Annotated in this window: 23 protein-coding genes, 1 pseudogene and 1 riboswitch; of the genes and pseudogenes, 10 read left to right on the top strand and 14 right to left on the bottom strand. The window is 69.8% G+C overall.

Annotated elements, in window-relative coordinates; translation table 11 throughout:
• Positions 1-23 precede the first annotated feature (23 nt).
• Positions 24-1,922, bottom strand: a complete 1,899-nt coding sequence (locus tag KIK09_RS13060) for a MinD/ParA family ATP-binding protein (RefSeq protein WP_308164060.1) — start codon at positions 1,920-1,922, stop codon at positions 24-26.
• A 114-nt stretch (positions 1,923-2,036) separates the two neighbouring features.
• On the opposite strand from KIK09_RS13060, the gene KIK09_RS13055 reads away from it, so the two are divergent.
• Together KIK09_RS13055 and KIK09_RS13050 are read left to right on the top strand one after the other, a co-directional pair.
• A complete protein-coding gene (locus KIK09_RS13055) occupies positions 2,037-2,996 on the top strand; it encodes an NAD(P)H-quinone oxidoreductase (protein WP_214319358.1) in 960 nt (319 codons plus the stop codon).
• Positions 2,997-3,001: 5 nt separating this feature from the next.
• Positions 3,002-3,514, top strand: coding sequence for a bacterial proteasome activator family protein (locus KIK09_RS13050; protein ID WP_214319355.1), 513 nt, complete (start codon positions 3,002-3,004; stop codon positions 3,512-3,514).
• Here the strand turns inward: KIK09_RS13050 and KIK09_RS13045 are convergent.
• Complete coding sequence (locus tag KIK09_RS13045; protein ID WP_308164080.1) at positions 3,505-4,284, bottom strand: HAD family hydrolase; 780 nt, start codon at positions 4,282-4,284, stop codon at positions 3,505-3,507. The genes KIK09_RS13050 and KIK09_RS13045 overlap by 10 nt on opposite strands.
• A 250-nt stretch (positions 4,285-4,534) precedes the next feature.
• On the opposite strand from KIK09_RS13045, the gene KIK09_RS13040 reads away from it, so the two are divergent.
• Both KIK09_RS13040 and KIK09_RS13035 read left to right on the top strand, forming a co-directional pair.
• On the top strand, positions 4,535-4,738 hold the full coding sequence (locus KIK09_RS13040) for a cold-shock protein (protein ID WP_043619750.1): 204 nt from the start codon (positions 4,535-4,537) through the stop codon (positions 4,736-4,738).
• A gap of 135 nt (positions 4,739-4,873) precedes the next feature.
• Positions 4,874-6,238, top strand: a complete 1,365-nt coding sequence (locus tag KIK09_RS13035; protein ID WP_214319352.1) for a beta propeller repeat protein — start codon at positions 4,874-4,876, stop codon at positions 6,236-6,238.
• On the opposite strand, the gene serS is transcribed toward KIK09_RS13035, so the two are convergent.
• The 4 genes from serS to KIK09_RS13015 are packed head-to-tail and all read right to left on the bottom strand — an operon-like array spanning position 6,202 to position 10,092.
• Entirely contained in the window at positions 6,202-7,464 is a 1,263-nt protein-coding gene (serS, locus tag KIK09_RS13030) for a serine--tRNA ligase (protein ID WP_214319350.1), read from the bottom strand. The genes KIK09_RS13035 and serS overlap by 37 nt on opposite strands.
• Positions 7,465-7,515: 51 nt before the next feature.
• The gene (gene pheA / locus KIK09_RS13025; protein WP_214319348.1) at positions 7,516-8,436 is read right to left on the bottom strand and encodes a prephenate dehydratase; all 921 of its coding nucleotides are present in this window, start codon (positions 8,434-8,436) and stop codon (positions 7,516-7,518) included.
• Between the two features lie 17 nt (positions 8,437-8,453).
• Positions 8,454-8,870, bottom strand: a complete 417-nt coding sequence (locus KIK09_RS13020) for a DUF4446 family protein (protein WP_308164059.1) — start codon at positions 8,868-8,870, stop codon at positions 8,454-8,456.
• A 22-nt stretch (positions 8,871-8,892) separates the two neighbouring features.
• Positions 8,893-10,092, bottom strand: a complete 1,200-nt coding sequence (locus tag KIK09_RS13015; RefSeq protein ID WP_308164058.1) for a glycosyltransferase 87 family protein — start codon at positions 10,090-10,092, stop codon at positions 8,893-8,895.
• 109 nt (positions 10,093-10,201) lie between these two features.
• Between KIK09_RS13015 and KIK09_RS57625 the strand changes: the two genes are divergently transcribed.
• Entirely contained in the window at positions 10,202-12,544 is a 2,343-nt protein-coding gene (locus KIK09_RS57625) for a hypothetical protein (RefSeq protein ID WP_250572914.1), read from the top strand.
• Positions 12,545-12,821: 277 nt separating this feature from the next.
• Here the strand turns inward: KIK09_RS57625 and mptB are convergent.
• The 3 genes and pseudogenes from mptB to KIK09_RS12995 all read right to left on the bottom strand — a co-directional run.
• Positions 12,822-13,706 (bottom strand): annotated as a pseudogene (mptB, locus tag KIK09_RS57620) (polyprenol phosphomannose-dependent alpha 1,6 mannosyltransferase MptB); the annotation flags it as partial.
• A gap of 294 nt (positions 13,707-14,000) precedes the next feature.
• Positions 14,001-14,720, bottom strand: coding sequence for a glycosyltransferase family 2 protein (locus tag KIK09_RS13000; RefSeq protein ID WP_214319329.1), 720 nt, complete (start codon positions 14,718-14,720; stop codon positions 14,001-14,003).
• Positions 14,717-15,064 (bottom strand): STAS domain-containing protein, encoded by a 348-nt coding sequence (locus KIK09_RS12995; RefSeq protein ID WP_214319322.1) that lies wholly within the window; start codon positions 15,062-15,064, stop codon positions 14,717-14,719. Before KIK09_RS12995 ends, KIK09_RS13000 begins: the two co-directional genes overlap by 4 nt.
• A 199-nt stretch (positions 15,065-15,263) precedes the next feature.
• Between KIK09_RS12995 and KIK09_RS12990 the strand changes: the two genes are divergently transcribed.
• The gene (locus KIK09_RS12990) at positions 15,264-15,794 is read left to right on the top strand and encodes a hypothetical protein (protein WP_250572913.1); all 531 of its coding nucleotides are present in this window, start codon (positions 15,264-15,266) and stop codon (positions 15,792-15,794) included.
• Here the strand turns inward: KIK09_RS12990 and KIK09_RS12985 are convergent.
• Positions 15,791-16,864 carry a sensor histidine kinase gene (locus tag KIK09_RS12985; protein WP_214319320.1) on the bottom strand — a complete coding sequence of 358 codons (1,074 nt, stop codon included), beginning with the start codon at positions 16,862-16,864 and terminating at the stop codon, positions 15,791-15,793. The two genes, KIK09_RS12990 and KIK09_RS12985, sit on opposite strands and share 4 nt — an antisense overlap.
• Entirely contained in the window at positions 16,861-17,550 is a 690-nt protein-coding gene (locus tag KIK09_RS12980) for a response regulator transcription factor (RefSeq protein WP_214319318.1), read from the bottom strand. Before KIK09_RS12980 ends, KIK09_RS12985 begins: the two co-directional genes overlap by 4 nt.
• Positions 17,551-17,645: 95 nt before the next feature.
• On the opposite strand from KIK09_RS12980, the gene KIK09_RS12975 reads away from it, so the two are divergent.
• Genes KIK09_RS12975 through KIK09_RS12965 form a run of 3 tightly spaced genes read left to right on the top strand, consistent with a single transcriptional unit; the run spans position 17,646 to position 18,736 of the window.
• Positions 17,646-17,825 (top strand): hypothetical protein, encoded by a 180-nt coding sequence (locus tag KIK09_RS12975; protein ID WP_214319664.1) that lies wholly within the window; start codon positions 17,646-17,648, stop codon positions 17,823-17,825.
• Positions 17,822-18,040 (top strand): DUF6412 domain-containing protein, encoded by a 219-nt coding sequence (locus KIK09_RS12970; RefSeq protein WP_214319316.1) that lies wholly within the window; start codon positions 17,822-17,824, stop codon positions 18,038-18,040. Before KIK09_RS12975 ends, KIK09_RS12970 begins: the two co-directional genes overlap by 4 nt.
• Before the next feature lie 54 nt (positions 18,041-18,094).
• Entirely contained in the window at positions 18,095-18,736 is a 642-nt protein-coding gene (locus KIK09_RS12965; RefSeq protein ID WP_214319315.1) for a YidC/Oxa1 family membrane protein insertase, read from the top strand.
• Here the strand turns inward: KIK09_RS12965 and KIK09_RS12960 are convergent.
• Entirely contained in the window at positions 18,733-19,170 is a 438-nt protein-coding gene (locus KIK09_RS12960) for an ATP-binding protein (RefSeq protein WP_214319314.1), read from the bottom strand. The genes KIK09_RS12965 and KIK09_RS12960 overlap by 4 nt on opposite strands.
• A 136-nt stretch (positions 19,171-19,306) precedes the next feature.
• A complete protein-coding gene (locus KIK09_RS12955) occupies positions 19,307-21,163 on the bottom strand; it encodes a PAS domain S-box protein (protein WP_308164057.1) in 1,857 nt (618 codons plus the stop codon).
• Between the two features lie 73 nt (positions 21,164-21,236).
• Here KIK09_RS12955 and KIK09_RS12950 point away from each other — a divergent pair, with 73 nt between their 5' ends.
• A complete protein-coding gene (locus KIK09_RS12950) occupies positions 21,237-21,803 on the top strand; it encodes a methylated-DNA--[protein]-cysteine S-methyltransferase (protein ID WP_214319312.1) in 567 nt (188 codons plus the stop codon).
• On the opposite strand, the gene KIK09_RS12945 is transcribed toward KIK09_RS12950, so the two are convergent.
• Positions 21,769-23,079 carry a purine-cytosine permease family protein gene (locus tag KIK09_RS12945; RefSeq protein ID WP_214319311.1) on the bottom strand — a complete coding sequence of 437 codons (1,311 nt, stop codon included), beginning with the start codon at positions 23,077-23,079 and terminating at the stop codon, positions 21,769-21,771. The genes KIK09_RS12950 and KIK09_RS12945 overlap by 35 nt on opposite strands.
• Positions 23,069-23,182: riboswitch (TPP riboswitch) on the bottom strand. Its footprint overlaps the gene before it by 11 nt.
• Positions 23,183-24,737: the final 1,555 nt, after the last annotated feature.

Here is a 24,737-nt window from a genome sequence, read left to right as displayed (position 1 = left end):
CCTCCGAGGGAGGGCCCGGGTGGTCAGGTCGGGTCGGCGAAGCCGTCGCCTATCGAGGCGGCCAGTTGGAGGTAGGCGTCCCTGGTGGCCTCCTGGAGGCGGTCGAGGTCGATCTCGGCGCCTTCCTCCAGGTGGGGGTCGTAGGGGACGCGGATCACCGCGCGGCAGCGGGCCGCGAAGTGGGCTTCCAGCTTCTTGATGTCGACCGCCGACTTCGAGCGGGGCCTGACGCTGCACAGGACGACCGTGGCGTCCCTGACGAGGTCGCCGTAGTGGTGGGCCTCGAGCCAGTCGAGCGTGGCCGAGGCCGCGCGGGCGCCGTCCACCGAGGGCGAGCTGACCAGGACGATCTGGTCCGCCAGGCCGAGGACCCCGCCCATCGCCGAATGCAGCAGCCCGGTGCCGCAGTCGGTGATGCAGATCGAGTAGAAGTTCTCCAGGACCTGCGACACCGCCTGGTAGTCGGCGCCGCTGAACGCCTCGGACACCGACGGATCCCTGTCGGAGGCCAGGACCTCGAGCCGCGAGGGCGCCTGCGAGGTGAAGGCCCGGATGTCGACGTACCGCTTGACCTGCTCGCGCTCGTTGAGCAGGTCACGAACGGTGGCCGACGTCTCCAGCTCCAGCTTGTCCGACAGCGTCCCGCGGTCGGGGTTGGCGTCCACCGCGATCACCCGGTCGCCGCGCATCTGCGCCAGCGTCGCGCCGAGCCCGACCGTGGTCGTGGTCTTGCCCACACCACCCTTCAGGCTCAGTACGGCGACGCGGTGGTGCCCCGTGGCCACCGGGATACGCGCCCGCGACACCAGTTCCCGCCGGCGCCGCACCTCCGGCGGCTCACCCGGCTTGATCCACCCGCCGGAGGCCTTGTAGATCAGGCGCCGCCACCCCTTGGAGGGCGCGTTGCGCCGCCCGCGCAGCAGCGACTCGGGAGCGAGGCTGTCAGCGGTGGGCCGCCCGGTCACCGGCGGCCGCGGCGGCGCGCTGAACACGGGCACGGGAGCGGGCCGACGCCGCGGCGCGGGAGGCTCGGGCTCGTCGAGCCTGGCCTCGGAAGCCGTCCAGGACTCGACCGGTTCCGGCACTACTTCACGCTCCGCCGGGACGGACGGGGCCTCCGCGAGAGCCGGAGCCGATTCCGCCTGTGCCGTGGAACCCGAACCCGACTCTGCCGGCGCTGTGGAGCCCGAACCCGGCTCCGCCGGCACCGTGGAGCCCGAACTCGACTCCGACATCCAGCTCAGCGGCTCCGACGACCACGACTCGGACGACCACGACTCCGCCAGCCGAGGCTCGGTGTCGCCCGAATCCGGCTCCTCCTCGGCGGGCTCCTCGGTCGTGACGGCCGCGTCACGCTCGGGCTTGTGGGTGGGCTCGGGGTCCCGCCACTCCAGCGAAGGCCAGCCCGACGCCTTCTCTTCCAGCGCCGAAGGGCCCGACGAAGCCGAAGGGGCCGACGGAGCCGATGACGCCGACGAGGGCGGCTTGGGCCATGGAACGTTCTCGAGCGTCTCGGCCGAGCTGTCCGGCTCCAGCTTCCCCAGCAGGTAGGAATCCGTGTCGTCGGGCCTGGGCAGCGGCTTGAGCGGCGCCATGAAGGCGTCCTCGTCCTTGCCCAGGCTCGCCGGCGGCGAGGCCTTGTCCAGCCACTCGCCGGCCTCCGCCTCGGACTCCGGCAACTCCTCCGCCGCGGCCGAGCCGTACACGGAATCGACCGCCGCGCGGAACAGCGGCGGCGTCGGCGTCTCGTGCTCAGTCGGAACGGACTGCCAGGGGTCCTTGGGATAAGGAGAGGAGTCCTCGCCGGATGCGACCGGTCCGGTCTTCGCGCTCACCGCGATAGGCGCCTCCTCCGTCTCCTTGATCGCATCGAGCCAGGCGAGCTGCTCCTCGAGAGATTCCTCACGATCGTGTCTTGCCACCGTGTTCCCCCTCTGGTGGGTCTAAAGGGGTAGCAAATACCTTGCAGGTTAACGCCCAAGGTTGCGCCGAACGTCGGCAACCCGCAACTTCTCTCCCCCGCTAGCGTGGTGAGCATGCGCGCAATCGTGATCGCCGAGTACGGCGGACCAGAGGTCCTGGAGTGGCGCGAGGTACCAGATCCGCGTCCTGACCGGGGAGAAGTGCTCATCGACGTGACCGCTTCCGCGGTCAACCGGGCCGATGTGATGCAACGGATAGGTTTCTATCCCCCGCCGCCCGGCGCCTCGCCGTACCCGGGCCTGGAGTGCTCGGGGGTGGTGGCCGAGGTCGGCGCGGACGTCGAGCAGTGGAAGGTCGGCGATCGCGTCTGCGCGCTGCTGGCCGGTGGAGGGTACGCCGAGAGGGTCGCGGTGCCGTGGCAGCAGGTCATGCCCGCCCCGGAGCGCATCGAGCTCAAGGAGGCCGCGGCGATCCCCGAGGCCGCGTGCACGGTCTGGGGCACGGTGTTCATGCAGGCCAGGCTGCGCAGGGGCGAGCGGCTGCTGGTCCACGGCGGCGCCAGCGGGATCGGCACGACGGCCGTCCAACTGGCCAAGGCGCTGGGCTCGCAGGTGATCACCACCGCGGGCACCGACGAGAAGCTGGCCAAGCTGAAGGAGCTGGGCGCCGACCAGCTGATCAACTACCGGACGCAGGACTTCGCCGAGCTGGTCGAGGACGTCGACGTGATCCTCGACATCGTCGGCGCGCCGTACCTGGCGGGGAACCTGAAGGTGCTGCGCACGGGCGGGCGGCTGGTGCTCATCGGGCTGCAGGGCGGGAGCAAGGCCGAGATCGACCTGGGGACGCTGCTGTACAAGCGGGCCTCCGTGATCGGCAGCACGCTGCGCGCGCGCCCGGTGGACGAGAAGGGCGTCATCGTGCGTGGCGTCACGGAGAACGTGCTGCCCCTGGTCAGTGCGGGGGCCATGCGTCCTGTGGTGTACGCGGAAGTGCCGATGTCCGAGGCGGCCGAAGCGCAACGAATGCTCGATTCCGGGGAGCACGTCGGCAAGATCCTGCTAGTACGGTGAGTGTTATGAATGCTGAGGAGAACAACACCCCCCACATCGTGGTGGTGGGCCCGGACTTCCAGGGGAATCAGGGCGATAACGGCGAGGAAGAGCGATCGGTCGCCAACCTGGTCGAGCAGCCCGCCAAGGTGATGCGCATCGGCAGCATGATCCGGCAGCTCCTGGAGGAAGTGCGCGCGGCGCCTCTGGACGAGGCCAGCCGTAAGCGGTTGAAAGAGATCCACGAGTCCTCCATCAAGGAGCTCGAGGACGGCCTGGCGCCCGAGCTGGTCGACGAGCTGGAGCGGCTGTCGCTGCCGTTCACCGACGACAACGGCACCCCGCCCAGCGAGGCTGAGCTGCGCATCGCGCACGCCCAGCTGGTCGGATGGCTTGAGGGGCTCTTCCACGGCATCCAGACGACGCTCTTCGCCCAGCAGATGGCCGCACGGGCCCAGCTGGAGCAGATGCGCAGGGCGCTGCCCGGCGTGCCGCAGAGTGACGACCAGCGGCCGCACGGCTCCGGGCCCTACCTGTAGAGCTCCTCGAGCACCAGCGCGACGCCGTCGTCGTCGTTGGCCGCGGTGACGTGGTCGACGGCGGCCAGCACGTCGGCGTGCGCGTTGGCGACCGCGTAGGACGTGCCTGCCCAACTCAGCATGGGCAGGTCGTTCGGCATGTCGCCGAACGCGACGATCTGTGAGCGGTCGATGCCGTGCTGTTCGGCCAGCGCGGCCAGCGCGGTCGCCTTGGTCACGCCGTGCGCGCTCATCTCAATGAGCCCTTTGCCGCTCGAATGCGTTGGTGTCACCAAATGTCCAACCATGTCGCATACGGCCATCTGCAACGCGTCCGGGTTCATCGACGGATGGAAGGCCAGCAGCTTGGCGCACGGGCGCGAGGTCAGCGTCGAGGTGCCCACGCGCAGGCCACCCACGGCCCGGCTGTCCCAGCCTCCCAACAGGTAATCTGACTCGTGCGCAAAACCGCCTTCATACTCGACCGAAAATGCGAGTCCGGGCACGTTCGCTCGAAGCTGAGCGACAACCTGCTCGAGCACCTCGACGGCGATGAGGTGTGATTCAACTATCCGTTCGGTGTGCAGATCGTAGATCAGTGCTCCGTTCGCACAGATAGCCAGCCCGCGATGCCGTACGATCCCGGCCACACCGCTCATCCAACGAGGTGGACGACCGGTGACGAAGACGAGTACAGCGCCCGAATCTTCGACCCTCGCGAACGCCGCCACCGTCCGCGGGGAGACGGAACCGTCGCCACGCAAGGCGGTGCCGTCGAGGTCCGTGGCCACCAAGCGCGGCGCAGACTGGGTTCTCATAACGGGTTCCAGTTTGCCCGGTGATGCGGCCAGCAAGAAATCTTCGGATGGACGGGAACACCGACGCGCCAGAATGGTGTTAGATGTGATGGCGTTGTATTAGCTGATCCCGTAGTGAAAACCAGCATGACTTTGTCTGAGCCACCCCGGGTGCTTGCTGTACGACACACCGGGACCCACGAGGTGTGGGTCCCATAGATTCACATCCTGAGGGAGAGCTTTTATGGCTCAGGGAACCGTCAAGTGGTTCAACGCCGAGAAGGGCTTCGGCTTCATCGCCCCGGACGGCGGTGCGCCGGACGTGTTCGTGCACTTCTCTGAGATCGTCGGCAACGGCTACCGCAGCCTTGAAGACGGCCAGCGGGTCGAGTTCGAGATCACGCAGGGACAGAAGGGGCCGCAGGCCTCCCAGGTCCGTGCCATCTGACCTGTAGTTAGCGAGATAGCCCAGGGTCCGCCTCCAGCGGCCTCTGGGCTTTCGCGTTTTCACGGGCAGGTCACAGGTGTGAGTCGACTCACACTGACGAAGAACCTGCGATCTTTCTCCCCCATCTACCTCCATATGAGGTATGCGTGGTTATGCCACCCGGCGACGCTCGTCGCGGTGATCGTGCTGCTGCTCAACGACCACCTGCTCAAGCAGGCCTGGCCCGGGTTCGTGACGGGCAAGCTCAGCGACGTCGCCGGACTGGTCGTCGCGCCCGCCCTGCTGGCCCTCCTCTTCGCCCGGCGGGCGGATCTGGTGGCGCTCCTGGTCACCGGAGTGCTCTTCACGCTCGTCAAGACGACGCAGACGGGCGCTGAGGTCGCCTCCCACCTGTGGACCCTGGTCGCGGGTCCCTCGCGCGTCCTGGCGGATCCCACGGACCTCCTGGCGCTCCCGGTGCTCGGGCTGTCGTGGTGGATCCGCGGCAGGAGCGTCCCTGCTCGCTGGCGTGCCGTCGTGGGCGTGCCGCTCGCCGTACTGGCGGTGACGGCGACCTCGGCCGCGCCGCGGCCGAGCGTGGAGTCGATCGAGATCCAGGGTCAGTGGATCAGGGCCCACGTGAACGGGGCGGACGATCTGGCGTCCTCCGACGGAGGCCTGACCTGGACCCGGGTCACCGATGCCACACACGATCTGCAATCACCGACGGCGGCGTGCGTGCCCCGGCTGCCCCAGCGGTGCTACCGGGTCGTCCCCGGCAGGTTCGCCGTCGCGGAGTCCGACGACTACGGCAGGACCTGGCACGACTCGTGGTCGATGCCGCCGGCCAGGATGGACTGGGTGGACAGGGAGTCCGGCGGGCGCGACGGTTCATCGACGCGGACGCTGGCCGTACAGGACAGGCCCGGCGGGCACGTCGTGGTGGTGGCCAACGGGGTCGACGGGATCCTGATGCGCGACGCGGGCGGAGCCTGGCGGCAGGTGGGCTGGCCCGACGGCGGCCAGACCGACGACCTGGCCCGCGATCCACTGGCACCCGAGCGGACGGCCGCCTGGGAACTGGCCGTGGCCATGCTCCTTGCCACGATCGGGGCGGGACTGCGCAGGCTCTACACGCCTTACTCGATCTTCGCGATGCTGACCTGCGTGGGCGTGTACCTGGTGAACACCGCGCCCACCGAGTCGTCGTTCATCGGGATCGACGCGCTCAAGCTCGCCCTCGGCATCCCGCTGATCGGCATCGGGGCGCTCGCCTGCGTCAGCCTGGCCGCCGCCGGGCGGGCCAGGCCGGGCACGGTGCTCGGGGCGCTGGCGGCGGGGCCTCTGGTCTTCGCGACCGTGTACCTGCCGTTCCACGGCTGGTCGCAGGGCACGCCGGAGAGCTACGGCACCGCCCTCACGCTCGCCGTCGTGCTGACCGGCGGCGTGATGGCGGCGACCATCGCCTGGATCAGGCGGGAGGCCTACTTGACCGGCTCGAGGACGTCGAGCCCGACGTAGGGCCGCAGCGCCTCGGGGATCACGACCGAGCCGTCGGCCTGCTGGTGGTTCTCCAGGATCGCCACGATCCACCGGGTGGTGGCCAGCGTCCCGTTCAGCGTGGCCAGGGGGCGCGGCTTGCCGTCCTCGTCACGCAGGCGTACGGCGAGCCGGCGCGCCTGGAACTCGGTGCAGTTGGAGGTCGAGGTCAGCTCCCGGTAGCGGCCCTGGGTCGGGATCCAGGCCTCGCAGTCGAACTTGCGGGCGGCCGACATACCCAGGTCGCCCGCCGCCGTGTCGATGATCCGGTACGGGACCTCGATCTTGGCGAGCATCTCCTTCTCCCAGGCCAGCAGGCGCTGGTGCTCCTCGTGCGCGTCCTCGGGACGGCAGTAGGAGAACATCTCGACCTTGTCGAACTGGTGGACCCTGATGATGCCGCGGGTGTCCTTGCCGTAGGAGCCCGCCTCGCGGCGGAAGCAGGACGACCAGCCCGCGTAGCGCAGCGGGAGCTGGTCGGCGGGGATGATCTCGTCGGCGTGGTAGCCGGCCAGCGCCACCTCCGAGGTGCCGACCAGGTACAGGTCGTCGTCGGGGAGCCGGTAGATCTCCTTGTCGTGGGCGACGTGGAAGCCCGTGCCCTGCATGGTCTCCGGCTTGACCAGGACCGGCGTGATCATCGGGGTGAAGCCGTTGGCGATGGCGTGCTGCATGGCCATGTTGAGCATGCCGAGCTGCAGCCGGGCGCCGACGCCCTTGAGGAAGTAGAAGCGCGAGCCCGACACCTTGGCGCCGCGCTCCATGTCGATCGCGCCGAGCAGCTCGCCCAGCTCCAGGTGGTCCCTGGGTTCGAAGTCGAACTCGCGCGGCTTGCCGACCGTCTCGAGCACGACGTAGTCGTCCTCGCCTCCGTGCGGGGCCGCCTCCTCCACGATGTTGGGCACCGTGTGGAGGACCTCGTCCAGCTCGGCGGCCAGCCGCTCGGCCTCGGCCTCGGCGCTCTTGACCTCGGCGGCCAGCTCCTTGGCCCGCTGGAGGAGCGCCTGCTTCTCCTCGCCCTGCGCCTTGGAGACCGACTTGCCCATACTCTTCTGCTCGGCGCGCAGAGACTCGAACGAGGTCAGCGCGGAGCGGCGACGCTCGTCCAGGTCGAGCAGCGTGTCGACGATCGAGTCGTCCTCGCCGCGGGCATGCTGCGACGCGCGCAGCCTGTCGGGAGCCTCACGAATGGTACGCAGGTCAATCACGAGGTAAAGGCTACCGACCCGGGGCGACCAACCGCTCCCGGATTACCGCGCTCAGACCTGCCCGGCCCGGATCCTGGCCAGCCACTCGCCCGCCTCGGCGAACTCGGCGTCAGCCGTACCCCGCTTGATCTGGGGAGTGACGCCGTCGGCGCGCGGGTAGCTGCCGAGGAAGCGGACCTCGCCGCAGATGCGGTGCAGGCCCGAGATGGCCTCGCCGACACGGGCGTCGGCCACGTGTCCCTCGAAGTCGAAGTGGAAGAAGTAGCGGCCGATGCCGTCGCCGGTGGGCCGCGACTCGATGCGGGTCAGGTTGACGCCGCGCACCGAGAACTCGGTCAGCATCTCCAGCAGAGCGCCCGGGTGGTCGTCCGCCAGGAAGACCACGAGCGTCGTGCGGTCGGAGCCGGTCGGCTCGGGCAGCGCGCCAGAACGGCTCACCCGGACGAAACGCGTCACCGTGTCGGTGCGGTCGCCGATGTTGCCCGCCAGCTCCACCAGCCCGTAGTGCTCGCCCGCGATCCGCGCCGCGATCGCGGCGTCGTACGGCGAGCCGGGCAGAGCCACCTCCTGGGCGGCCGCCGCGGTCGACGGCGCGGCCACCACGACGGCGTCCGGCAGCTCCCTGGCGATGAAGCCGCGGCACTGGGTGATCGCGGCGGGATGGGTGTAGACCCGTTTGATGTGCACGAGCTCGGTGTCGGGCCGGGCCAGCAGCGAGAACTGCACCGGCAGCAGCAGCTCGGCGGTGATCAGGAGCGGCTCGCCCCAGGCGAACTCGTCCAGCGTCGTCGTGATCGCGCCTTCGAGCGAATTCTCCAGCGGGACGACGGCACCGTCGGCCTCACCGGAGCGCGCCGCGTTGAGCGCGGCGCTGACGTTCGCGCACGGCAGGCGCTCGGCCTCCGGCTCAAGGAGCCGCAGGGCCTCTTCGGTGAAGGTACCTTCAGGACCGAGATAGGCGAGTCTTGCCATAGCAATAGATTATGCCCTTACCACCTGGCCATTTGCCGCGCAACCTCGGGACCCAGTCCCAGCCGGGCCGCCCTGACCGCCTCTTCCTCCTCCGGCGACAGCGGCTGGGCGCCCTTGCCGCCCACCACCGGACGCACGTACGTGCGCGTCTCGGAGCGGCCGTTGATGGAGGTGAGCACGATCCCGTCGCCCAGCCCGTTGATCATCGCGACCGAGAACGACAGCCTGCCCGTCATCTCCTCCAGCGCGTCGTAACGGAAGACCGCCACGTCACGGATGGCCTTCAGGTCGCCCCTGCCCTCGCTCGTCTGCCTGGTGAGCATCTGCCGGCAGTCGTCCACGGCGGCCCGGGCCTGCTTCAGCGCGACATATCCGATGGCGACGCCGCTGACCCCGGCGACGACCCCCACGATGACCCATACGGTAACCAGCACACCACAGAGAGTAATCAGTTGGTCATGAAATGCCGCGACGTTTGGGCAACCAACTCGCCAGCAGCCACACCAGGAAGAGCGCGCCCAGCCCGAACCCGTCCTGCACGATCTTGCCGACGACGTTCCACCCGGCCACCTTCAGCGACACGCCCCACCACGGCACCGGCACCACGTAATACAGCCAGACGCCCCCCGCCACCCACAGCCGCACCCGGTCGCGCCCGTCGCCGACGATCGCCGCCAGCACCACGACCACCCAGGCCAGGTGGTGGATCCACGCCACCGGCGACAGAAGCACCGCCATGAGGCCGGTCAGCGCCACCGCCGTGGTCTCGTCTCCGGCGTCGAGCGCCCGCTTGGCGGCGCGGAAGCCGTACCAGCCGACGACCGCGACCAGCACCAGCCACAAGGCCCACGTCAGCGTGTCGCTCGGCAGGTAGAGCCGGAGCAGCATGGCGCGGATCGACTGGTTCGTGGTGGCGGCGTTGGCTCCCAGGCGCTCGGGGTCGAGCAGCGCCTTGAACCAGAAGTCGGCCGCGTCCTTCGGGATCACCGCGAACGGGAGCAACGTCAGCAGCGCGGTGACGAACGAGGCCATCCAGAACGTGCGCCACTGCCGCGTCACCAGCAGATAGATCAGGAAGACGCCCGGGGTCAGCTTGACGGCCGTGGCCAGGCCGATCAGGAAGCCGCGCGGCCACCACGGCCGTTTGGCCAGGCAGTCGGCCACGCACAGCGCCACCAGCAGGATGTCCACCTGGCCGAAGCGCACCTGGTCGCGGATGGGCATCAGGTAGGTGCACGCGATCATCAACAGGGCGAACAGCCACGGCGCGTACCTGGCCTGGACCTCGCGCCTGGTCAGGACTTGGCGGAACGCGAAGGCGACCGTCACCCCCAGCGACACGAAGATCCCCACGGTCCACACCCACTGGGCCGTGGTCCACGGCAGCTCCGCCAGCGGTACGGCCAGCATCGCCGCGATCGGCGGGTAGGTGAACGGGAGCAACTGCGGGGCAGGCGTGAAGAAGTCGTACACGGGCCGCCCCTGCAGGAGCATCTCCCCGCCGGTGCGGTACACGTCCAGGTCGACGAGGCGCTGGTCGTCCGGGTTGGTCAGCCACTGCAGCACCAGCGGGGCCGCCGCCGCCACGATGAGCAGCACGGCGACAGCCCACGCCCACCACTGCCGCCTGATCGTCGTCGCCACACCACCTGTCACGGTGTGGCACGTTACCGTGGCTATTGCTGATCGAGCGCGCTGACACCGGGGGTCTCCACTCATGCCACACCGCACCACCCCCACCCCTCCCGCCCTCCCCTGCGGTTTCTTGCGGTGGGTAGGGGCGGTCCTCGCGGGGCTGGCGGTGATGGTGCTGGGAGCCGGTACGGCGGGCGCGGCCGACGGTGCGCGGGGGCGGGTGGCCGTCGTGGGCGTGCCCGGGCTCGAATGGAGCGACCTCGACCAGGCTCGCACGCCGAACCTGTGGAAGCTCGTCGGCCAGGGCGGCGCCGCGTCGCTGTCCACGCGTGCCGTACCGCCGCCCGACCGCGGCATCACCTGCCCCACCGCGGGTTGGCTGACCGTCTCGGCCGGCCAGCGAGCAGGTACGGCAGGCCGCGGATGCCCGCGTCCGCCCACACCCCAGCCGGAGGGCGGGGGCGCGAGCGTGCCGGGCTGGTCAGACCTGGTGGCATACCAGGCGTCGACCGGGTACAACGCGGAGCTGGGCACTCTGGGGCAGCTCGTCAAGGATTCCGGCGGCAAGGTCGCGGCGATCGGCCCGGGAGCCGCCATCGGCGCCGCCGACAAGACCGGCATGGTCGCGAAGTACGCCGACTCCACGCGATCGGCAGGCGACCTCACGCCGTACAACCTGGTCGTCTTCGAGGCGGGCGCCCTGTCGGACGCCTGGCTGCGGCAGCCGCTCGACGAGTACGGCGTGCCTCTCCCGCTCTCGGCCTCGGCCAGGCAGGCGGCCGTCGCCGAAGCCGACAGCAGCATCGGCGCGCTGCTCGGCGAGCTCCCCGCGGACACGACCGTCCTGGTGGCCGGGATCTCCGACGTCACCCCCAACGCCCACCTGCACGTCGCCATCGCCACCGGCCCGTCACCGGACGGCACGCCGTACCGCCGTGGCCTGCTCACGGCGACGTCCACGCGCCAGGACGGCCTGGTCACCATCACCGACCTGACGGCCACCGCGATCCACCTGCTCGGCCTGCCCGAGCCGCGCGCCGTGGTCGGCCGCACCTGGGACAACGACGGCGCGACCCCCGCCACGGTCGCGGACACGGTCACGCAGCTCGCCGACAGCGACCTGGCCAGCCAGGTCCTCCGCGACGTCCGCGGCCCCTTCTTCGCGGTGTTCGTCACCGTGCAGCTCCTCTTCTACGCCTTCGCCGCCCTGGCCCTCCGCCGCCGCCGCTCCGCAAGCACCCCCGCTAAGAACTCGAACCCCGCCGAGAGCGCGCACGATCACGGGCCGCTTCCCGCGGGTTCCGGGCAGAACGGAAGCGGCGTCACGGGCAGGATCGGGCCGGGTAGCCCACAGGCCACCGACCGCAGCGGGACCGGCGATGCGGCGACGTCTCGGTTGCTGGTGGCGGTGCAGCTGGTGTCCGTGGTCAGTGGCGCCATCGCGGTGTCGACGTTCCTGGCGCAGCTGGTGCCGTGGTGGAGCCTCGGGGCCCCGATGGCCGCGTTGATCGGCACCATCCTCGGCATCGCCGTGCTGATCACCGCCCTGGCCTTCGCGGGACCGTGGCGGACACACGTGCTCGGCCCGCTGACCGTCGTGGCGGGCATCAGCTCGGTGGCGCTGCTGATCGACGTGATGACCGGATCCACGCTGCAGGTCAACGCCGTCACCGGCTACGAACCCGTCACCGGCGGCCGGTTCTACGGCTTCAGTAACATCGCCTTCGCCGTGTACTCGACCGGCACCATCCTGGCCCTGGCCGGAGTCGCGCAGTGGCTGCGCGAGCGCGGCTTCCCACGCGCACTCGTGGTGCTCCTCTGCGCCACGTACGGCGGGCTGGCCGTCTTCGCCGATGGCTGGCCGTCCTGGGGAGCCGACTTCGGCGGCGTGCCCGCCTTCGTGATCGGCGTCGCCGTCCTGCTGATCCTGCTGTCAGGCCGCCGGGTCTCCGTGGTGAAGCTGCTGCTCGTCGCGGTGGGGGGAGCCGCGCTGATCTCGGCGATCGCGGTGTTCGACTGGCTACGGCCGGCCGAGCAGCGCACCCACCTGGGCACGTTCGTGCAGCAGGTCATCGACGGGCAGGCATGGACCGTGGTGTGGCGCAAGTTCAGCGCGATGGTCGGCGTGACCGTCGGGAACTGGTCGCTCACGCTGCTCACGGTGGTGGCGCTGGCCTTCCTGTTCTTCGTCCTGGACCGGCCGTCGCGCTGGGGCGCCTCGGCGCTCGGCCAGGCCTACCGGCTCGCGCCGGCGCTGCGCGCGGGCCTGTTCGGCGCGCTGACCTGTGCCTTCATCGGCTTCCTGAGCAACGACTCCGGGATCGCCATCCCGGCCATGGCGCTCACCGTGGCCGTCCCGCTGACGCTCGCGGCCTGCGTGCGCGCGCTGCAGCTCGCCAAGCCCACCACCCCAGCGCGATCGTCAACGCCAGCAGCGCCCACGGCACCATCCGGGACCGAACCACGGTCGTGAGCCACACCAGATCCTCCGGCTGCCCCGCGACCCGCGCCGGCAGGTAACCCAGGGACAGCACGAGCAGGTGCACCATCAGGAACCTGTCGAGCGCCGAGGCCGCCACCAGCGCGAGCAACCCGAAGGCCATGCCGTCGTACCAGGGCAGGATGTACGGCGTGGCGAACACGTAGGCCGTGACCACCACCACCGCCACCACGGGCGCGCTCACCCCTTCCCGACCCACCCCGAGGAAGCCGGGCGCGCCACCGGAAGATGTGGCCGCCACGAGGCGGAAGAGCAGGTAGGCCAGCAGGACGATGACCGCGACGGAGGCGACCTGGAGCTCGGCACGGTAGGCGCCCGAGCCGAACAGTGACTGCAGCCAGCCCTGGACGAGCTTCCAGTAGGAGGCGAAGGAGACCGACTTGCTGGTCCTGCTCACGGGCGCCAGCGCGGACGGGCCGGTGAGGGCGTAGCCCAGGACGACGACGCCCACGGCCGTGCCCGCCATCACCGCCAGGCGGGCAGGACGGCGGCGGAGCTCCCAGGCGGGGCCGAGCGCCACGAGACCGGCGTTGAGCTTGACGGCGACGCCCAGCCCCAGCAGGAGACCGGCGCGGACCAGGCGGGTGCGGGACAGGACGGCGGCGACCATGCAGGCGATCGCCAGCGTGTCGATGTGCATCCCCGCCACCAGGTGGTACAGCAGCAGCGGGTTGGCCGTCCACAGCAGGGCGGCGCGCAGGCGCACGGCCGGGTCGTCACGGGTGAAGCGGTCGATCAGGAGGGCGGTCGCGATGAAGGCCGCGGCGTTCACCAAGGCCAGGACGAAGACGGTGAGCCGGACGGAGTCGCCGCCGATCCAGCTCGCCAGCGCCTGGACGGCCGTGGCCACGGGACCGTAGACACTCGGCTCCTCGCGCCAGGGAGCCTCCACGGCGTCGGCGATCGGATCCCCGGGAAGGGCGGTCGCGCCGTGGGTGTACGGGTTGACGCCCAGGACGACCATGCGCCCGTAGGCGGCGTAGTTGAGGTGATCGCCCGACCCCGAAGGCGGGAGGAACGCCAGCAGCCCGGCCGCGACGCAGCCGATCATGACCCACGTCGACGGTTTCCCCGGCAGGCCGCGCAGCCCGAGCAGCAGCCCCAGGGCGCCGAGGACGATCGCGGCCGCGCCCATGGCGACGACCAGATGAGGGGCGGGATGCAGGCTCAGGAAGTAAGGCGGTTGCCACGCGGGGCCCGGCAGCGCCGGGACCATCGCGGACGGGCCGAGCAGGGAGATCGTGATCGTCAGGACGATGGACGCGCCGATCGCCACGGCTGCGGCGACGGGCAGCCGGCGGATCAGAGGGGTCGTCGAGGTCACGCAGAGATTCCAGCACATCCACCACGCGCGCCACGCCTTCGTCGCCCGCCTGTGGACAACCGGCCACCCCCCACCAGCCCTGTGGACAACGCGGGGGGAGCGCCGTCAGGAACGCCGCGGAAGGATCGTGTCGCGGATGATCGGCTCGCGGGCCGCCAGCGCCAGGCCGACATCGCGCAACTGGACGGCCCGGTGCAGCTGGGCCCGCCAGTCGGTGCCGGTGGCCCTGTGCGCCATGTGCACCTCCACCTCCACCACGCGGTATCCCTTGCGCAGCAGGTCGATGGTCATGCCCGTCTCCACGCCGAAGCCGTGCGCAAGCGGCCTGGCCGCCTCGAAGGCCTCGCGCGTGATGCAGCGCTGCCCGTTCAGCGGCTGGGCCGCCTCGAACCCGGTGGCCCGCTTGATGCCCTCACGCGACAGCCGTACGACCAGCCCGTGACCGCCGAGCTTCACCAGCGTGGTGAAGACCGCGATGGACAGGTCGGCCTTGCCCGCGCGCACCGGCTCGACGAGCGCCGCGGCCGCCGCGGCCGTCTCGCCCAGGTCGGCGTCGAGGAACAGCAGGTGCCGTGGCGTCTCGCCGTCGAGCAGGCGCACCGCTTCCGCGCCGCTCTCCATGGCCGCGGCCTTGCCCCTGTTGCGGCTGTGGCGGACCACCCGGGCGCCCGCCTCCCGCGCGACCTTGCCCGTCCGGTCGACCGAGCCGTCGTCGACGACCACGACGAGGTCGACGCCGGGCAGCGCGAGCGCCGCCGCGACGGTCGGTCCGATCCGCCCGGCCTCGTTCTTGGCCGGGATGACCACCGCTGTGTCGGCCGTCATGACCCCTCGGCGATCAGGAACTCCTCGGGCACCTCGTCGTGCACGGTGAACACCGAGTCGAGCCCTGTCACCTGAAGGATCTTGCGGACGGCGGGCCGCGGGGCGGCCACGTCGAGCGCGCCTCCCTGCTCCTTGATCCGTTTGAGTGCCGAAAGCAGCACGTTCATCCCCGTCGAGTCACAGAAGTCGACGGCGGACATGTCGATGACCACGCGGCTTGGCCCCTCCTGCAGGAGCCGGGTGAACTCCGACTGCAGGTGGGGTGCCGTATAGAGGTCTATTTCACCGGCGATGGCCACCAGGGCATGGCCGGCATGTGATCGAGTCGAGACCTTGAGCTCCACATGGGCAGGCTAGCGGCGCGAGCGCCCTGGGTCACGTTCTCACGCCGATCGGAGAACGACTGGTTTTTGTCCCCCATTTGGCCTCCATGAAAACAGAGAGTACGCGAAGCTTGACACTGTGATACCGGCGAGGCCAGAAAGGGGGGTGGCCCGAGTCAGGTCACAACGTGGCTAAAAGGGAGTACGGGCCCAAGCATCGATGAAAACAGACCAACCGGATGACCCCCAGCGCGCGCGAGTGCGCGAGCGGCTGGAGGAGATTCAGATCCGCACAGCGAAGGCATCCTCATGGCACGACGAGGCAGGACGCCTGCGTGGCCTGGTGAACCACGAGGGATACGTGCCGGTCAGCACCCGCCTGGCCACCGAGGACCTCGACTTCCTCGCCGGCGCCCGCGACGATCTGCTGACGTTCGCCGAGCTCGGGTTGCGCCTGCTCGACCTGCACCAGCCGCGCGACGCGGGCGGCATCACCAGCGACGCGGCGCACCCGATCCTGCGCTGCCGCAGCTGCATGTGGCGCTGGCCCTGCCCGACATTTCGTGCGATGTCCGAGTCTTTCGGCTCCACGTCAGCGAGTACGGCGAGCGAACCCACCGACCTGACCATCACACCCCCGGGCCCGAACGCGGCCCTGGCGGCGAGCGCGCCGAGCGTCGCGCTGACCAACATCCCGAGCACCGCACCCGAAGACGCCGCGGCCCGCGCCCCGATGCCGGAGTCCGCCTAGTGCTCCAGCGGAAGCCGGATCTCGAACCGGCACCCCTGCCCTTCGTTGACCACGCCGATCACCCCGTCGTGCGCCTCGACGATCCCCTGGGCGATGGCGAGCCCGAGCCCCGCCCCACCCCCTGCGGCGGGCGTCCGGGCGGCCTCACCACGGAAGGCCACGTCGAACACCCGCGGCAGATCCTCCACCGGGATCCCGCCGCAGGCGTCGGCCACAGACAGGCATGCCATCCCTTCCACCGTCGCCGCCCGTAGCACCACCGTGTGGTCCGACGGCGTGTGCCTGATGGCGTTCACCACGAGGTTGCCGAGCGCCCGGCCGAGCGCCCCCGGGTCGGCCTCGACGGGCACGGCCTCGGCCGGCTCGAAGGCCAGCCGTACCCCTTTGGCCCTGGCCAGCGGCTCGGCCGCGGCCAGCGTGTCGGCGACCAGGTCGGCCAGCCCGATCCTGGCCGTCGACAGGCGCAGCGCGCCGGCGTGGATCCTGGACAGCTCGAAGAGGTCGTCGACCATGCCCGACAGCCGCTCCACCTCCAGCTTGATCTGGGCGTGGTAGCGGTTGACGGTCGGCGGATCCGACACCACCCCGTCCTGGAGCGCCTCGACCATGGCGCGCATGCCCGCCAGCGGCGTGCGGAGGTCGTGGCTGACCCAGGCCACCAGTTCCCGCCGCGCGCCTTCCAGTGCCTGCTCGCGGGCGTAGGACTCCTCCAGGGCGTTGGCGATGGTCTGCAGCTCGGCGGGCAGCCCGCGCGGCGCCGTGAACGGCATCGAGCGGACCGCGTCCGCGAAGCGCCTGCTCTCGGTGAGCACCCGGCGGGCCAGCACGAAGGCCACCCCGAGGCCGACCAGCCCGCCCACGGCCACGACCATGAGCACGACGTCCTGCGCCTCGCCCCCGATGATCATCTTCAGGATGATCACGATCACGCCCGCCAGCGTCGCCGCCACGGCCACCACCACGGCCAGCGCCAGCATCACGCCGATCGACCGCGTCCGCAGCAGCCACATCGCCAGCAGGCCGATGAAGGCCACCACGAGCCCGGACAGCAGGGCGGGAAGGACGATCATGGTATCGGCTCGTACCTGTATCCGACGCCCCACACCGTGACGATCCGCCGCGGTTCCGTGGGGTCCGCCTCGATCTTCTCGCGCAGCCGCCTGACGTGCACGGTCACCGTGGAGGTGTCGCCGAAGGACCATCCCCACACCTGGTCGAGCAGCGCCGCGCGGCTGAAGGCCTGCCGCGGGTTGCGCATCAGGTAGGCCAGCAGGTCGAACTCCCTGGCGGTCAGCATGATCTCCGCGCCGCCCAGCCGTACCTCGTGCGCGCCGACGTCCACGACCAGGTCGGCGTCGCGCAGCACGCCGGTGCCGCCGGTGACCGACGCGCCCCTGGCGCGGCGCAGCACCGACTGCACGCGCAGCGCCAGCTCGCGCGGGCTGAACGGCTTGGTCACGTAGTCGTCCGCGCCCGTCTCCAGGCCGACCACCCGGTCGATCTCCTCGCCGAGGGCGGTCAGCATGATCACCGGGACAGGCCAGCGCTCACGCAGCTTCTTGCACACCTGCAGCCCGTCGACCTTGGGCAGCATGAGGTCGAGCACCATCAGATCAGGCGGGCTGGCCAGCGCCCGGCGCAGCGCCTCGGCGCCGTCGCCCACGCACTCGACACGGTGCCCGTCGCGCTCCAGATAACGCGCCACGACCTCGGCGACCGTGGGGTCGTCGTCCACGACCAGGATGCGGGTGTCCACACCTTCACGGTACGGCGTGCGGGTCCGGTTCCCATATGCACGTCATTGGTTCGTAAGCCTCGCGGATCACCCCGGGAGGACGTACGGTGGGATCCATGAGTCGAGTCATCATGCTCGTCATTGGCGCCCTGGCCGCCATGTTCGTGCTGTTCACCTTCATCCTTCCGCTGCTCGCGACCCTGCTGAAGGTGGCATTGCTGGTGGCCGTCGTGGGAGTCATCGTCTTCATCGCCGTCCGGGTGATGAGCGGCTCGGGATCCTCCTCGTCGCAGTGACGCTGTTCCTCCTCGACCCCTGGCTCATCGGGGTCACCATGCTGGCAGTCCTGCTCCTGGTGGAGTGGGCCGCCAGATTGCTGCCGCTCGGCACAGGGCGATCGCCCGCGTTCCCGCTGAGCTACGCGCGGCGCACGTCCTTCCAGCGCCAGCGCGATCCCGACGCGGCGGGCAGGCCGCGTCCACGAGCACCATCACCCAGCCCCGCTCTCTGATTCCAGCGGGGCTCGTCGATCGAGCCCGTCAACTTCTCATGAAACGAAGGGCTCATGATCGATTCTCTTGTCACGTTCATCGTCGGCATGGCCGGTGGCAACGCCGCCCTGGCCATCGTCGTGTTCACGCTGGCCGTACGGCTGGCCATCCTGCCCCTGAGCGTCAAGCAGGCCCGCAGCGCCAAGCTCAAGGAGCGCCTGGCGCCGAAGCTGCGCGAGCTGCAGAAGCGGCACGGGCGCAACCCTGAGCGGCTGAGCAGGGAGCTGACCGCGCTCTACGCCAAGGAGGGCAGCTCGCCGTTCGCCGGGATCCTGCCGGGGCTGGCCCAGCTGCCGTTCATGTGGGTGATGTTCAGGGTCGCCACGCATCCGACCGCGCTGGCGGGCCACTACCTGTTCGGCGCGCCTCTCGGGCAGCCGATCGCCGGCGTGGTGGCGGGTTACGGTCTGCTCAGCTGGCCATTTTTGGTCTTCGCGTTGTTGATCGTGGCGACGGCTCTCGTGGCCTGGTGGTCGTCGCGGCGGATCACGGTGACGGAGGACCAGCCGGCCTGGATGCGCAGGCTGCTGCCGGCGCTGCCGTTCACCTCGGTGCTGGCCGCGCTCTGGCTGCCGCTGGCCGCCGGGCTGTACCTGCTGGTGTCGACGACGTGGGCCACGACCGAACGGGCCGTGCTGGCAGGCAGGGCCGGCTAGCCGGCCTCCTTGAGCGCGGGCGTGCGCCCGTTCACCGATCCGTTCGGTGCGGGCAGCACCGCCCAGACCGTCGTGGTGTCGCCGTCGTGGCGAACTCCCCAGCTCTCGGCCACGTACTCCACGATTCCGAGCCCCCGGCCACCCAGCGAGGACAGGGTCGGCCGGCCGGCGCGCGGCTCGGTGGCCGCTCCCCCGTCGCTGACGGCGACCTCGATGTGGTCCTCACTCCAGAGCCAGGCGACCCTGACCATCCCGGAGGGCAGCGGATGCGCGTGCCTCAGGGCGTTGCTGAGCAGTTCGCTCACCACGAGCACGGCATCGTCGATGCAGCCGGTGGAGACCCCGCTGTCCTCGAGATCGGTGCTGAGACGCTGACGGGCAACGGCGACGCTCGACGGTGCGTATGGCAACAGCACCACGCTGGACACGCTCACCTCCCCGCTCCCAGTGCCCCCCGCGGGAACACTCCCCGGTACGACCGAAATGCCCCGTTCCCCATTCCCAGAAACCGCATCTCGATCACAGCTTGTACACATTGGACGATAGATCAGCAGATCCGTGACCACCTCGTTACCGCATCGGTGTGTCGGATCCGCTATGCAGAACCAGCCTCATCCGCGTCCCTCCGCCGGGCCGCGGATGCGCCGTCACGTCCCCTCCCTGCGCCCTGGCCAGGCTGCGCACGATGTAGAGCCCGAGCCCGACGCCGCCGAAGCGGCGCCTGTCGCCGCTGTCGACCTGGACGAACCGCTCGAAGACCCGCTCGCGGTCGTTCGGCGCGATGCCGACGCCCTCGTCGTCCACCACGACCACCACGTGCTCGTCCTCCGGCCAGGCCTCGACGCTGATCAGGCCGCCCTGCGGCGAGTACTTGAAGGCGTTCTCCAGCAACTGCCCCAGGATGATGTCGGTGGCCAGCGCGTCCCCGCTGACGTACGGCAGGCCGTCGGGGATGACCACCTCGACCCGATGCCGGTCGGACAGCACCGGCAGCCCGAGCGTCGCGGCGTGGATGCGCTCGCCCAGGTCGAAGATCTCGATGCGCACCGCCAGCTCGTCGGCGCCGGCCCTGGAGCCGAGCAGCAGGTGGTCCATCAGGTGTCCGAGGGATTTGGCCCGCTCGGCGATGGTGTGCACGGCTGAGCGGCGTTCCAGGTCGGTCAGCTTGTCCCAGCGGGAGTCGAGCGTGCTGGCGAACCCGCGCACGATCGTGATCGGGGTGCGCAGCTCGTGGCTGGTCGTGGCCAGGAACAGGTCCTTGGCCTCCTCCAGCTCCTTGGCCCTGGTGACGTCGCGGAAGTCGACGACCACCTCGCCGGTCTCGTCGATCGTGGCGCTGACAACGTCGAGCCAGCGTCCGGTCTCCAGCTGGAAGGTCAGCTTCTCGCCCGGCTCGGGCAGCGGGAACGGCGGCGGCCCGCCCAGCACGACGTCGGCGGAGAAGGCGGTGAGCTCGGCGGCGGCCGGGTTCCACTGGATCACCCTGCCCTTCCCGTCGAGTACGGCGATGCCGTCGGCGCTGGCGTCGAAGACGGCCCGCTCGTGGGCGCGCTGCCGTACCGCGTCCTGGTAGGCCATCGCGTTGCCGACGGCGATGCCCGCGTGGCCGGCGAGCAGTTCGAGTAGTTCGAGCTCCACGTGTTCCGGCTTGGTGCCGGCGAACAGGGCGTAGAGCGCTCCATAGGGGCGGCCGCCCACGGCGGCCAGGCCGAGCGCGATCGTGTGCAGGCCGTCCAGCTCGGCCCAGACCAGGTCGTCGAGGCCCTGCGACTCCAGCATCACGGTCTTGCCGGTGCGTAACAGCTTGCCGACGAGGCTGGTGCGCAGGTCGGTGGTGGTGTCGCGGATGGAGCCCGGCAGCTGGTAGGTGCTGACCAGGCGCAGCCGCTCGCCCTCGATGAGCACGAACCCGCCCGCGTCGGCGCCGGTCAGCTCGGTCAGGCTGGCGGAGATCCGGTCGAGTACGGCGGGCAGCTCGAGCTCGGCGTTGATGTCGCCGACCACGTCGGTGAGCCGGCGCACGAGCCTGGCCCTGCGCGCCATCCGGTGCTTGGCGCTCTCGTCCACCTCGGTCAGGTGGTGCACGCACACGTAGCCCACGACCGAGCTGCCCTGGCGCAGGGCGCTGGTGTCGACGCGCAGGTCGAGCATCGTGCCGTCGCTGCGGAACCGCTTGGTGCGCAGCGAGACCTGGCCGCCCGTGCGCACCCGCTCGAGCACCGCGTTGTGCTCGGCGGTCAGCTCCTCCGGCACGATCGGCGCCCTGCGGCCGAGCATCTCCTCGGCGCTCCAGCCGAAGAGGCGTTCCGCGGCCGGGTTCCAGACCAGGACGGTCTGATCCCTGTCGAGCGCGACGACGGCGTTGGGCGAGCTGGCGAGCACCGCACGGGCCAGCTCGTCGTCACCTCCGGCGCTGTCGTCCCCCACACCTCCATAGTGCCCGTGCCATCGCGCCGACGACGGCGGATCCGTCCGATACGCTGCCCGAGGAGGTGAGGGTATGTCGGCTGGCGACCTCGATGCACTGCTGCGGGTGACGTCTGGCACATATCGTGGCGAAACTCCACCCGACATCGCCTTCGGCACCTACGACGGAGCCGTCGGCAGGCTGGTGCTCGCCGTGACGGCCAGGGGCATCGCGGCCTGCAGCTTCGAGCCGGAGAACAGCGTGTTCGAGCAGCTGACCCGGCACGTGGGCACGTTCATCGGGCCGGACCCGGGGCGGCTCGACCCGGTGCGCAGGGAGCTGGACGCCTACTTCTCCGGGCGCCTGCGGACCTTCGCCACGCGGGTGGACCTGGCGCTGGCCACGCCGTTCGCGCGCACGGTGCTGCAGAAGACGATGGCCGTGCCGTACGGCACGGCCACCACCCTGGAGGAGATCGGCGAGCTCATCGGGCGGCCGCGCGCGCTGCGCGCGGTCGGCAACGCGGTCAACGCCAACCCCGTGTGCGTGATCGTGCCGTCCCACCGGGTCGAGAACGGCGAGCAGGGCGACTACCCAGGAGGCGCGGCCGCCAAGCGCCACCTGCTCAACGTCGAAGCCCGCGCCGTGGCAGGCCGATAGCCAGCGTCACCAGCGAGGCCACCAGTGCCGCGCCCAGCGCGCCGTTCATCCACGGCTGCCTGATGGCATCGCGCATGGGCTGCCAGATGGCGTCCCAGGCCTCGACGGTGGGCGTGGACGTGGTCACCCAGTAGGCGACGAACCCCAGCGCCCAGGGGATCAGCATCGACCAGCGGGTGGGCGCCTCCTCGGAGGTGTCCCAGTTCCTGGCGCCGCCGAGGACGAAGTAGTCGATCGCCAGCACGGCGAACATCGGCACGAAGACGGCCCCGATCACACCGAGGAAGGCGCCGTAGGAGTTCACGTCCACCAGCAGCGCGATCCCGACGGTGACCACGCCGATCGTGGCGGACAGGATCCGCCGGTCGATCCGGGGCATCAGGTTCTGCAGCGACATGGTCGTGGAGTAGTTGTTGGCGAAGGACTGGTCGGTCTCGCGCAGGATCAGGATCGAGAAGAACAGCGTTCCCAGCGGCGCCGCGATGAACGGCGCGAACCCCTCGCCCATCGCCACCGCGTAGATCCCCAGCCCCAGGCAGGCGACCTGGGCGATCGTGTAACCGCCGACCACGCCGGTGAAGGCGGCCGCGCTGGAGCGCGAGTGCCTGGCGAAGTCGGCCGCCATCGGCACCCACGACACCGACAGCGCGATCACGTAGTCCACCGCGGGCGCGAACGCCGTCCACGATCCACCGCTCTGCGGCGGCGCCTCCCGCAGGAACGCCACGGCGAACCAGACGAGCGAGACGATCACCCCGATCGTCACGTAGCGCCGCAGCAGCCTGACGGCCCCCAGCGGGAAGATCGTCAGCCCGGTCGTGAGCACCCCCGCCGCGACCACCAGCAGCCAGTACGGCACGGCCCCGAACACCGCCTGGGCCGCGGTGGCGATCACCCAGAGCTCGAAGGCGCCCCAGCCGAGCATCTGCACGATGTTCAGTACGGTGGGCAGGTAGGAGACCCTGGCCCCGAACAGCCCGCGGAGCAGGACCATCGCGGGCCGCCCCGTCTGGGTGCCGGGGATCGCGGACAGGCCCACCATGGCCGAGCCGATCAGGCTCCCGACGACCGCCGCCACCAGCGCGGCGGGCACCGAGAGCCGCAGGCCCTTGATCGGTTCGAGGAGCAGCAGGGCTCCGGAGAAGCCCAGGAGGCTGACGCCGAGGTTGGCCCAGAGCGCTCCTTGGTCGAGCACGCCGAGCGTCTTGGGCGGAGGAGCGCCCTCGAGGGTCAGCGGAACTTCGGCATGCTTCGCATCGTCGACGACGTCCGTCATCGCACACTCCCTACGCCGGCATTACCCGGACAGGTTCATGCGGTCGGCAGCAGCGGTATCTGCCCTCTCAGCCTGGTTGCCCCAAGCTCCCGCGGTTCAGTTGATATCCAGAACTGGGCTTCCCCAGCTCGCGGCCCCCATGATGCCCCATACGCCCGCGTTCGGCCACCCTGGGGTGCCGAGATCCGCCGTGCGGTGAGAGTCCTTCAACGTCCGCCAAAGTACAGCTACATCCGTGGCGGTAGCTGTACTTTCCAGCTGTACGGCAGCCACCTGACCAGGCCCTTTACACCGTTGGGCGCACGTGTCCAACGCGGCCGGTTGCCAGCCGGAGTCCTTGTGGTAGACCCACACGGCTGTTGGATACCGGGGTCAAGGACCCCAGGAACAGCCGTTGGCGGTAGGGTCGGGAGCTGGCGCGCTGGCGATCATCTTCCGCCGGTTTTCCGGTCAGCTGTGCTTTCCCCCAGTGACCGTGGTCGCGATCGTTCCGTTTCCAGCTCCCGCCGCATCGAACCGTGCATGCCGTTCTCCAGCACACGGCTCACCGACGCCGTTCACCGCCGGTATTTGGTTTCTCCCGCCAGGGCTTGCCGCCACTGCGCGAGACGACGATTCCAGCTGCCCGCAACGGACGTCGGATCCGGCCCGAAGTTTGTGCCGGTGCGGGCTCCAGTTTGACTGGAGCCCGCAGGCCGCTACCTATTCGAGGTGTACCATTGCTGGTTAATGTAGTTAATGTTGCAGGGCTGGATGAGTAGCCATTGGTGGCTGTGGCCGGCATCCCAACAGAGGTTCGACGATGCATATGGATGCATATGTTCGGTGCTGCCCAACGAAGTGGTGGTAAACCACTGCGAAGTGCGGGAGGTGTCGCATGATCCCAGGCCACTACTGGTCCCGGCATCAATGCACAGGCCGTTGTCGGAGCGGGCCTGGAAGCCCCAATGTCCCGCCGTTCCCACCGAAGCAAAGGTGAATCGCTGGTTCGCGTTGCCGTTGCAGGGCCAGGTGCTGAGCCAGCCACCACCCGCGTCCAGACAATCGTTTGTCTTCTCGCCCCAGCTCACAATTGTGTAGCCTGATGATGCGTGTGCCGGAGCGGTGATCCCGAAGGCTCCAACGAGGAGCGAGGCGGCGAGCAGAATCAATCGGCGCCATCCCCGCCGGCGTGGGCTTGTTCCGGTCTTGGCTGTAAGGCTGTGGTAGTCGGTTGTGTCTGGACGCGGCTTCGCGGCTGTGCTGGTCAGGTGGTTTCGCAGTCTTCGCATTTTCTTCAGGCCTTTCTTGAGTTGGGAATCTCGCGTGCAGTCCGGCCTAGGGGATGCAAGCGCCCACAGTCGCGGCGTGCATTGTCATCGAAGCGGTCGGCTCAAGCTCAACCGTGCTGGGTTCTGACAGGAGGAAAGCTGCGCACATTCTGCTTTCGAGCCCGTTGGGGGGGCCTGATAGAGCCTTTTCTCTTGCTCGAATATCTAGCTGCTGTCGCTACGAGAACGGATGCTCTTTTCTCGGCCGAGCCTATGGGCGGCGCTGGGTGGCAGCCAGAATCCCGTACGATTCCGTACACTCCGAACACCGGTGTCCGTCCCAGCTGATGACCCGTCCGGCCAGCTGGCAAATGGTCGGCTACCAAACAGCCAGTAGCTGGCCGCTGG

The organism is Nonomuraea sediminis (genome assembly GCF_018531495.1).
Taxonomy (GTDB): domain Bacteria; phylum Actinomycetota; class Actinomycetes; order Streptosporangiales; family Streptosporangiaceae; genus Nonomuraea; species Nonomuraea sediminis.
Note: the sequence above shows the minus strand (reverse complement) of the source record. Positions and strands in the feature narration are given on the sequence as shown.

Bases quoted from the DNA above. Each gene is read 5' to 3' on its own strand.
- KIK09_RS12990 (WP_250572913.1), top strand. From the start codon at position 15,264: ATGAAAACAGACCAACCGGATGACCCCCAGCGCGCGCGAGTGCGCGAG.
- KIK09_RS13055 (WP_214319358.1), top strand. From the start codon at position 2,037: ATGCGCGCAATCGTGATCGCCGAGTACGGCGGACCAGAGGTCCTGGAG.
- KIK09_RS12950 (WP_214319312.1), top strand. From the start codon at position 21,237: ATGTCGGCTGGCGACCTCGATGCACTGCTGCGGGTGACGTCTGGCACA.
- KIK09_RS12985 (WP_214319320.1), bottom strand. From the start codon at position 16,864: ATGATCGTCCTTCCCGCCCTGCTGTCCGGGCTCGTGGTGGCCTTCATC.
- KIK09_RS13000 (WP_214319329.1), bottom strand. From the start codon at position 14,720: ATGACGGCCGACACAGCGGTGGTCATCCCGGCCAAGAACGAGGCCGGG.
- pheA (WP_214319348.1), bottom strand. From the start codon at position 8,436: ATGGCAAGACTCGCCTATCTCGGTCCTGAAGGTACCTTCACCGAAGAG.
- KIK09_RS12975 (WP_214319664.1), top strand. From the start codon at position 17,646: ATGAGTCGAGTCATCATGCTCGTCATTGGCGCCCTGGCCGCCATGTTC.
- KIK09_RS12945 (WP_214319311.1), bottom strand. From the start codon at position 23,079: ATGACGGACGTCGTCGACGATGCGAAGCATGCCGAAGTTCCGCTGACC.
- KIK09_RS13035 (WP_214319352.1), top strand. From the start codon at position 4,874: ATGAGGTATGCGTGGTTATGCCACCCGGCGACGCTCGTCGCGGTGATC.
- KIK09_RS13050 (WP_214319355.1), top strand. From the start codon at position 3,002: ATGAATGCTGAGGAGAACAACACCCCCCACATCGTGGTGGTGGGCCCG.
- KIK09_RS13040 (WP_043619750.1), top strand. From the start codon at position 4,535: ATGGCTCAGGGAACCGTCAAGTGGTTCAACGCCGAGAAGGGCTTCGGC.
- KIK09_RS12965 (WP_214319315.1), top strand. From the start codon at position 18,095: ATGATCGATTCTCTTGTCACGTTCATCGTCGGCATGGCCGGTGGCAAC.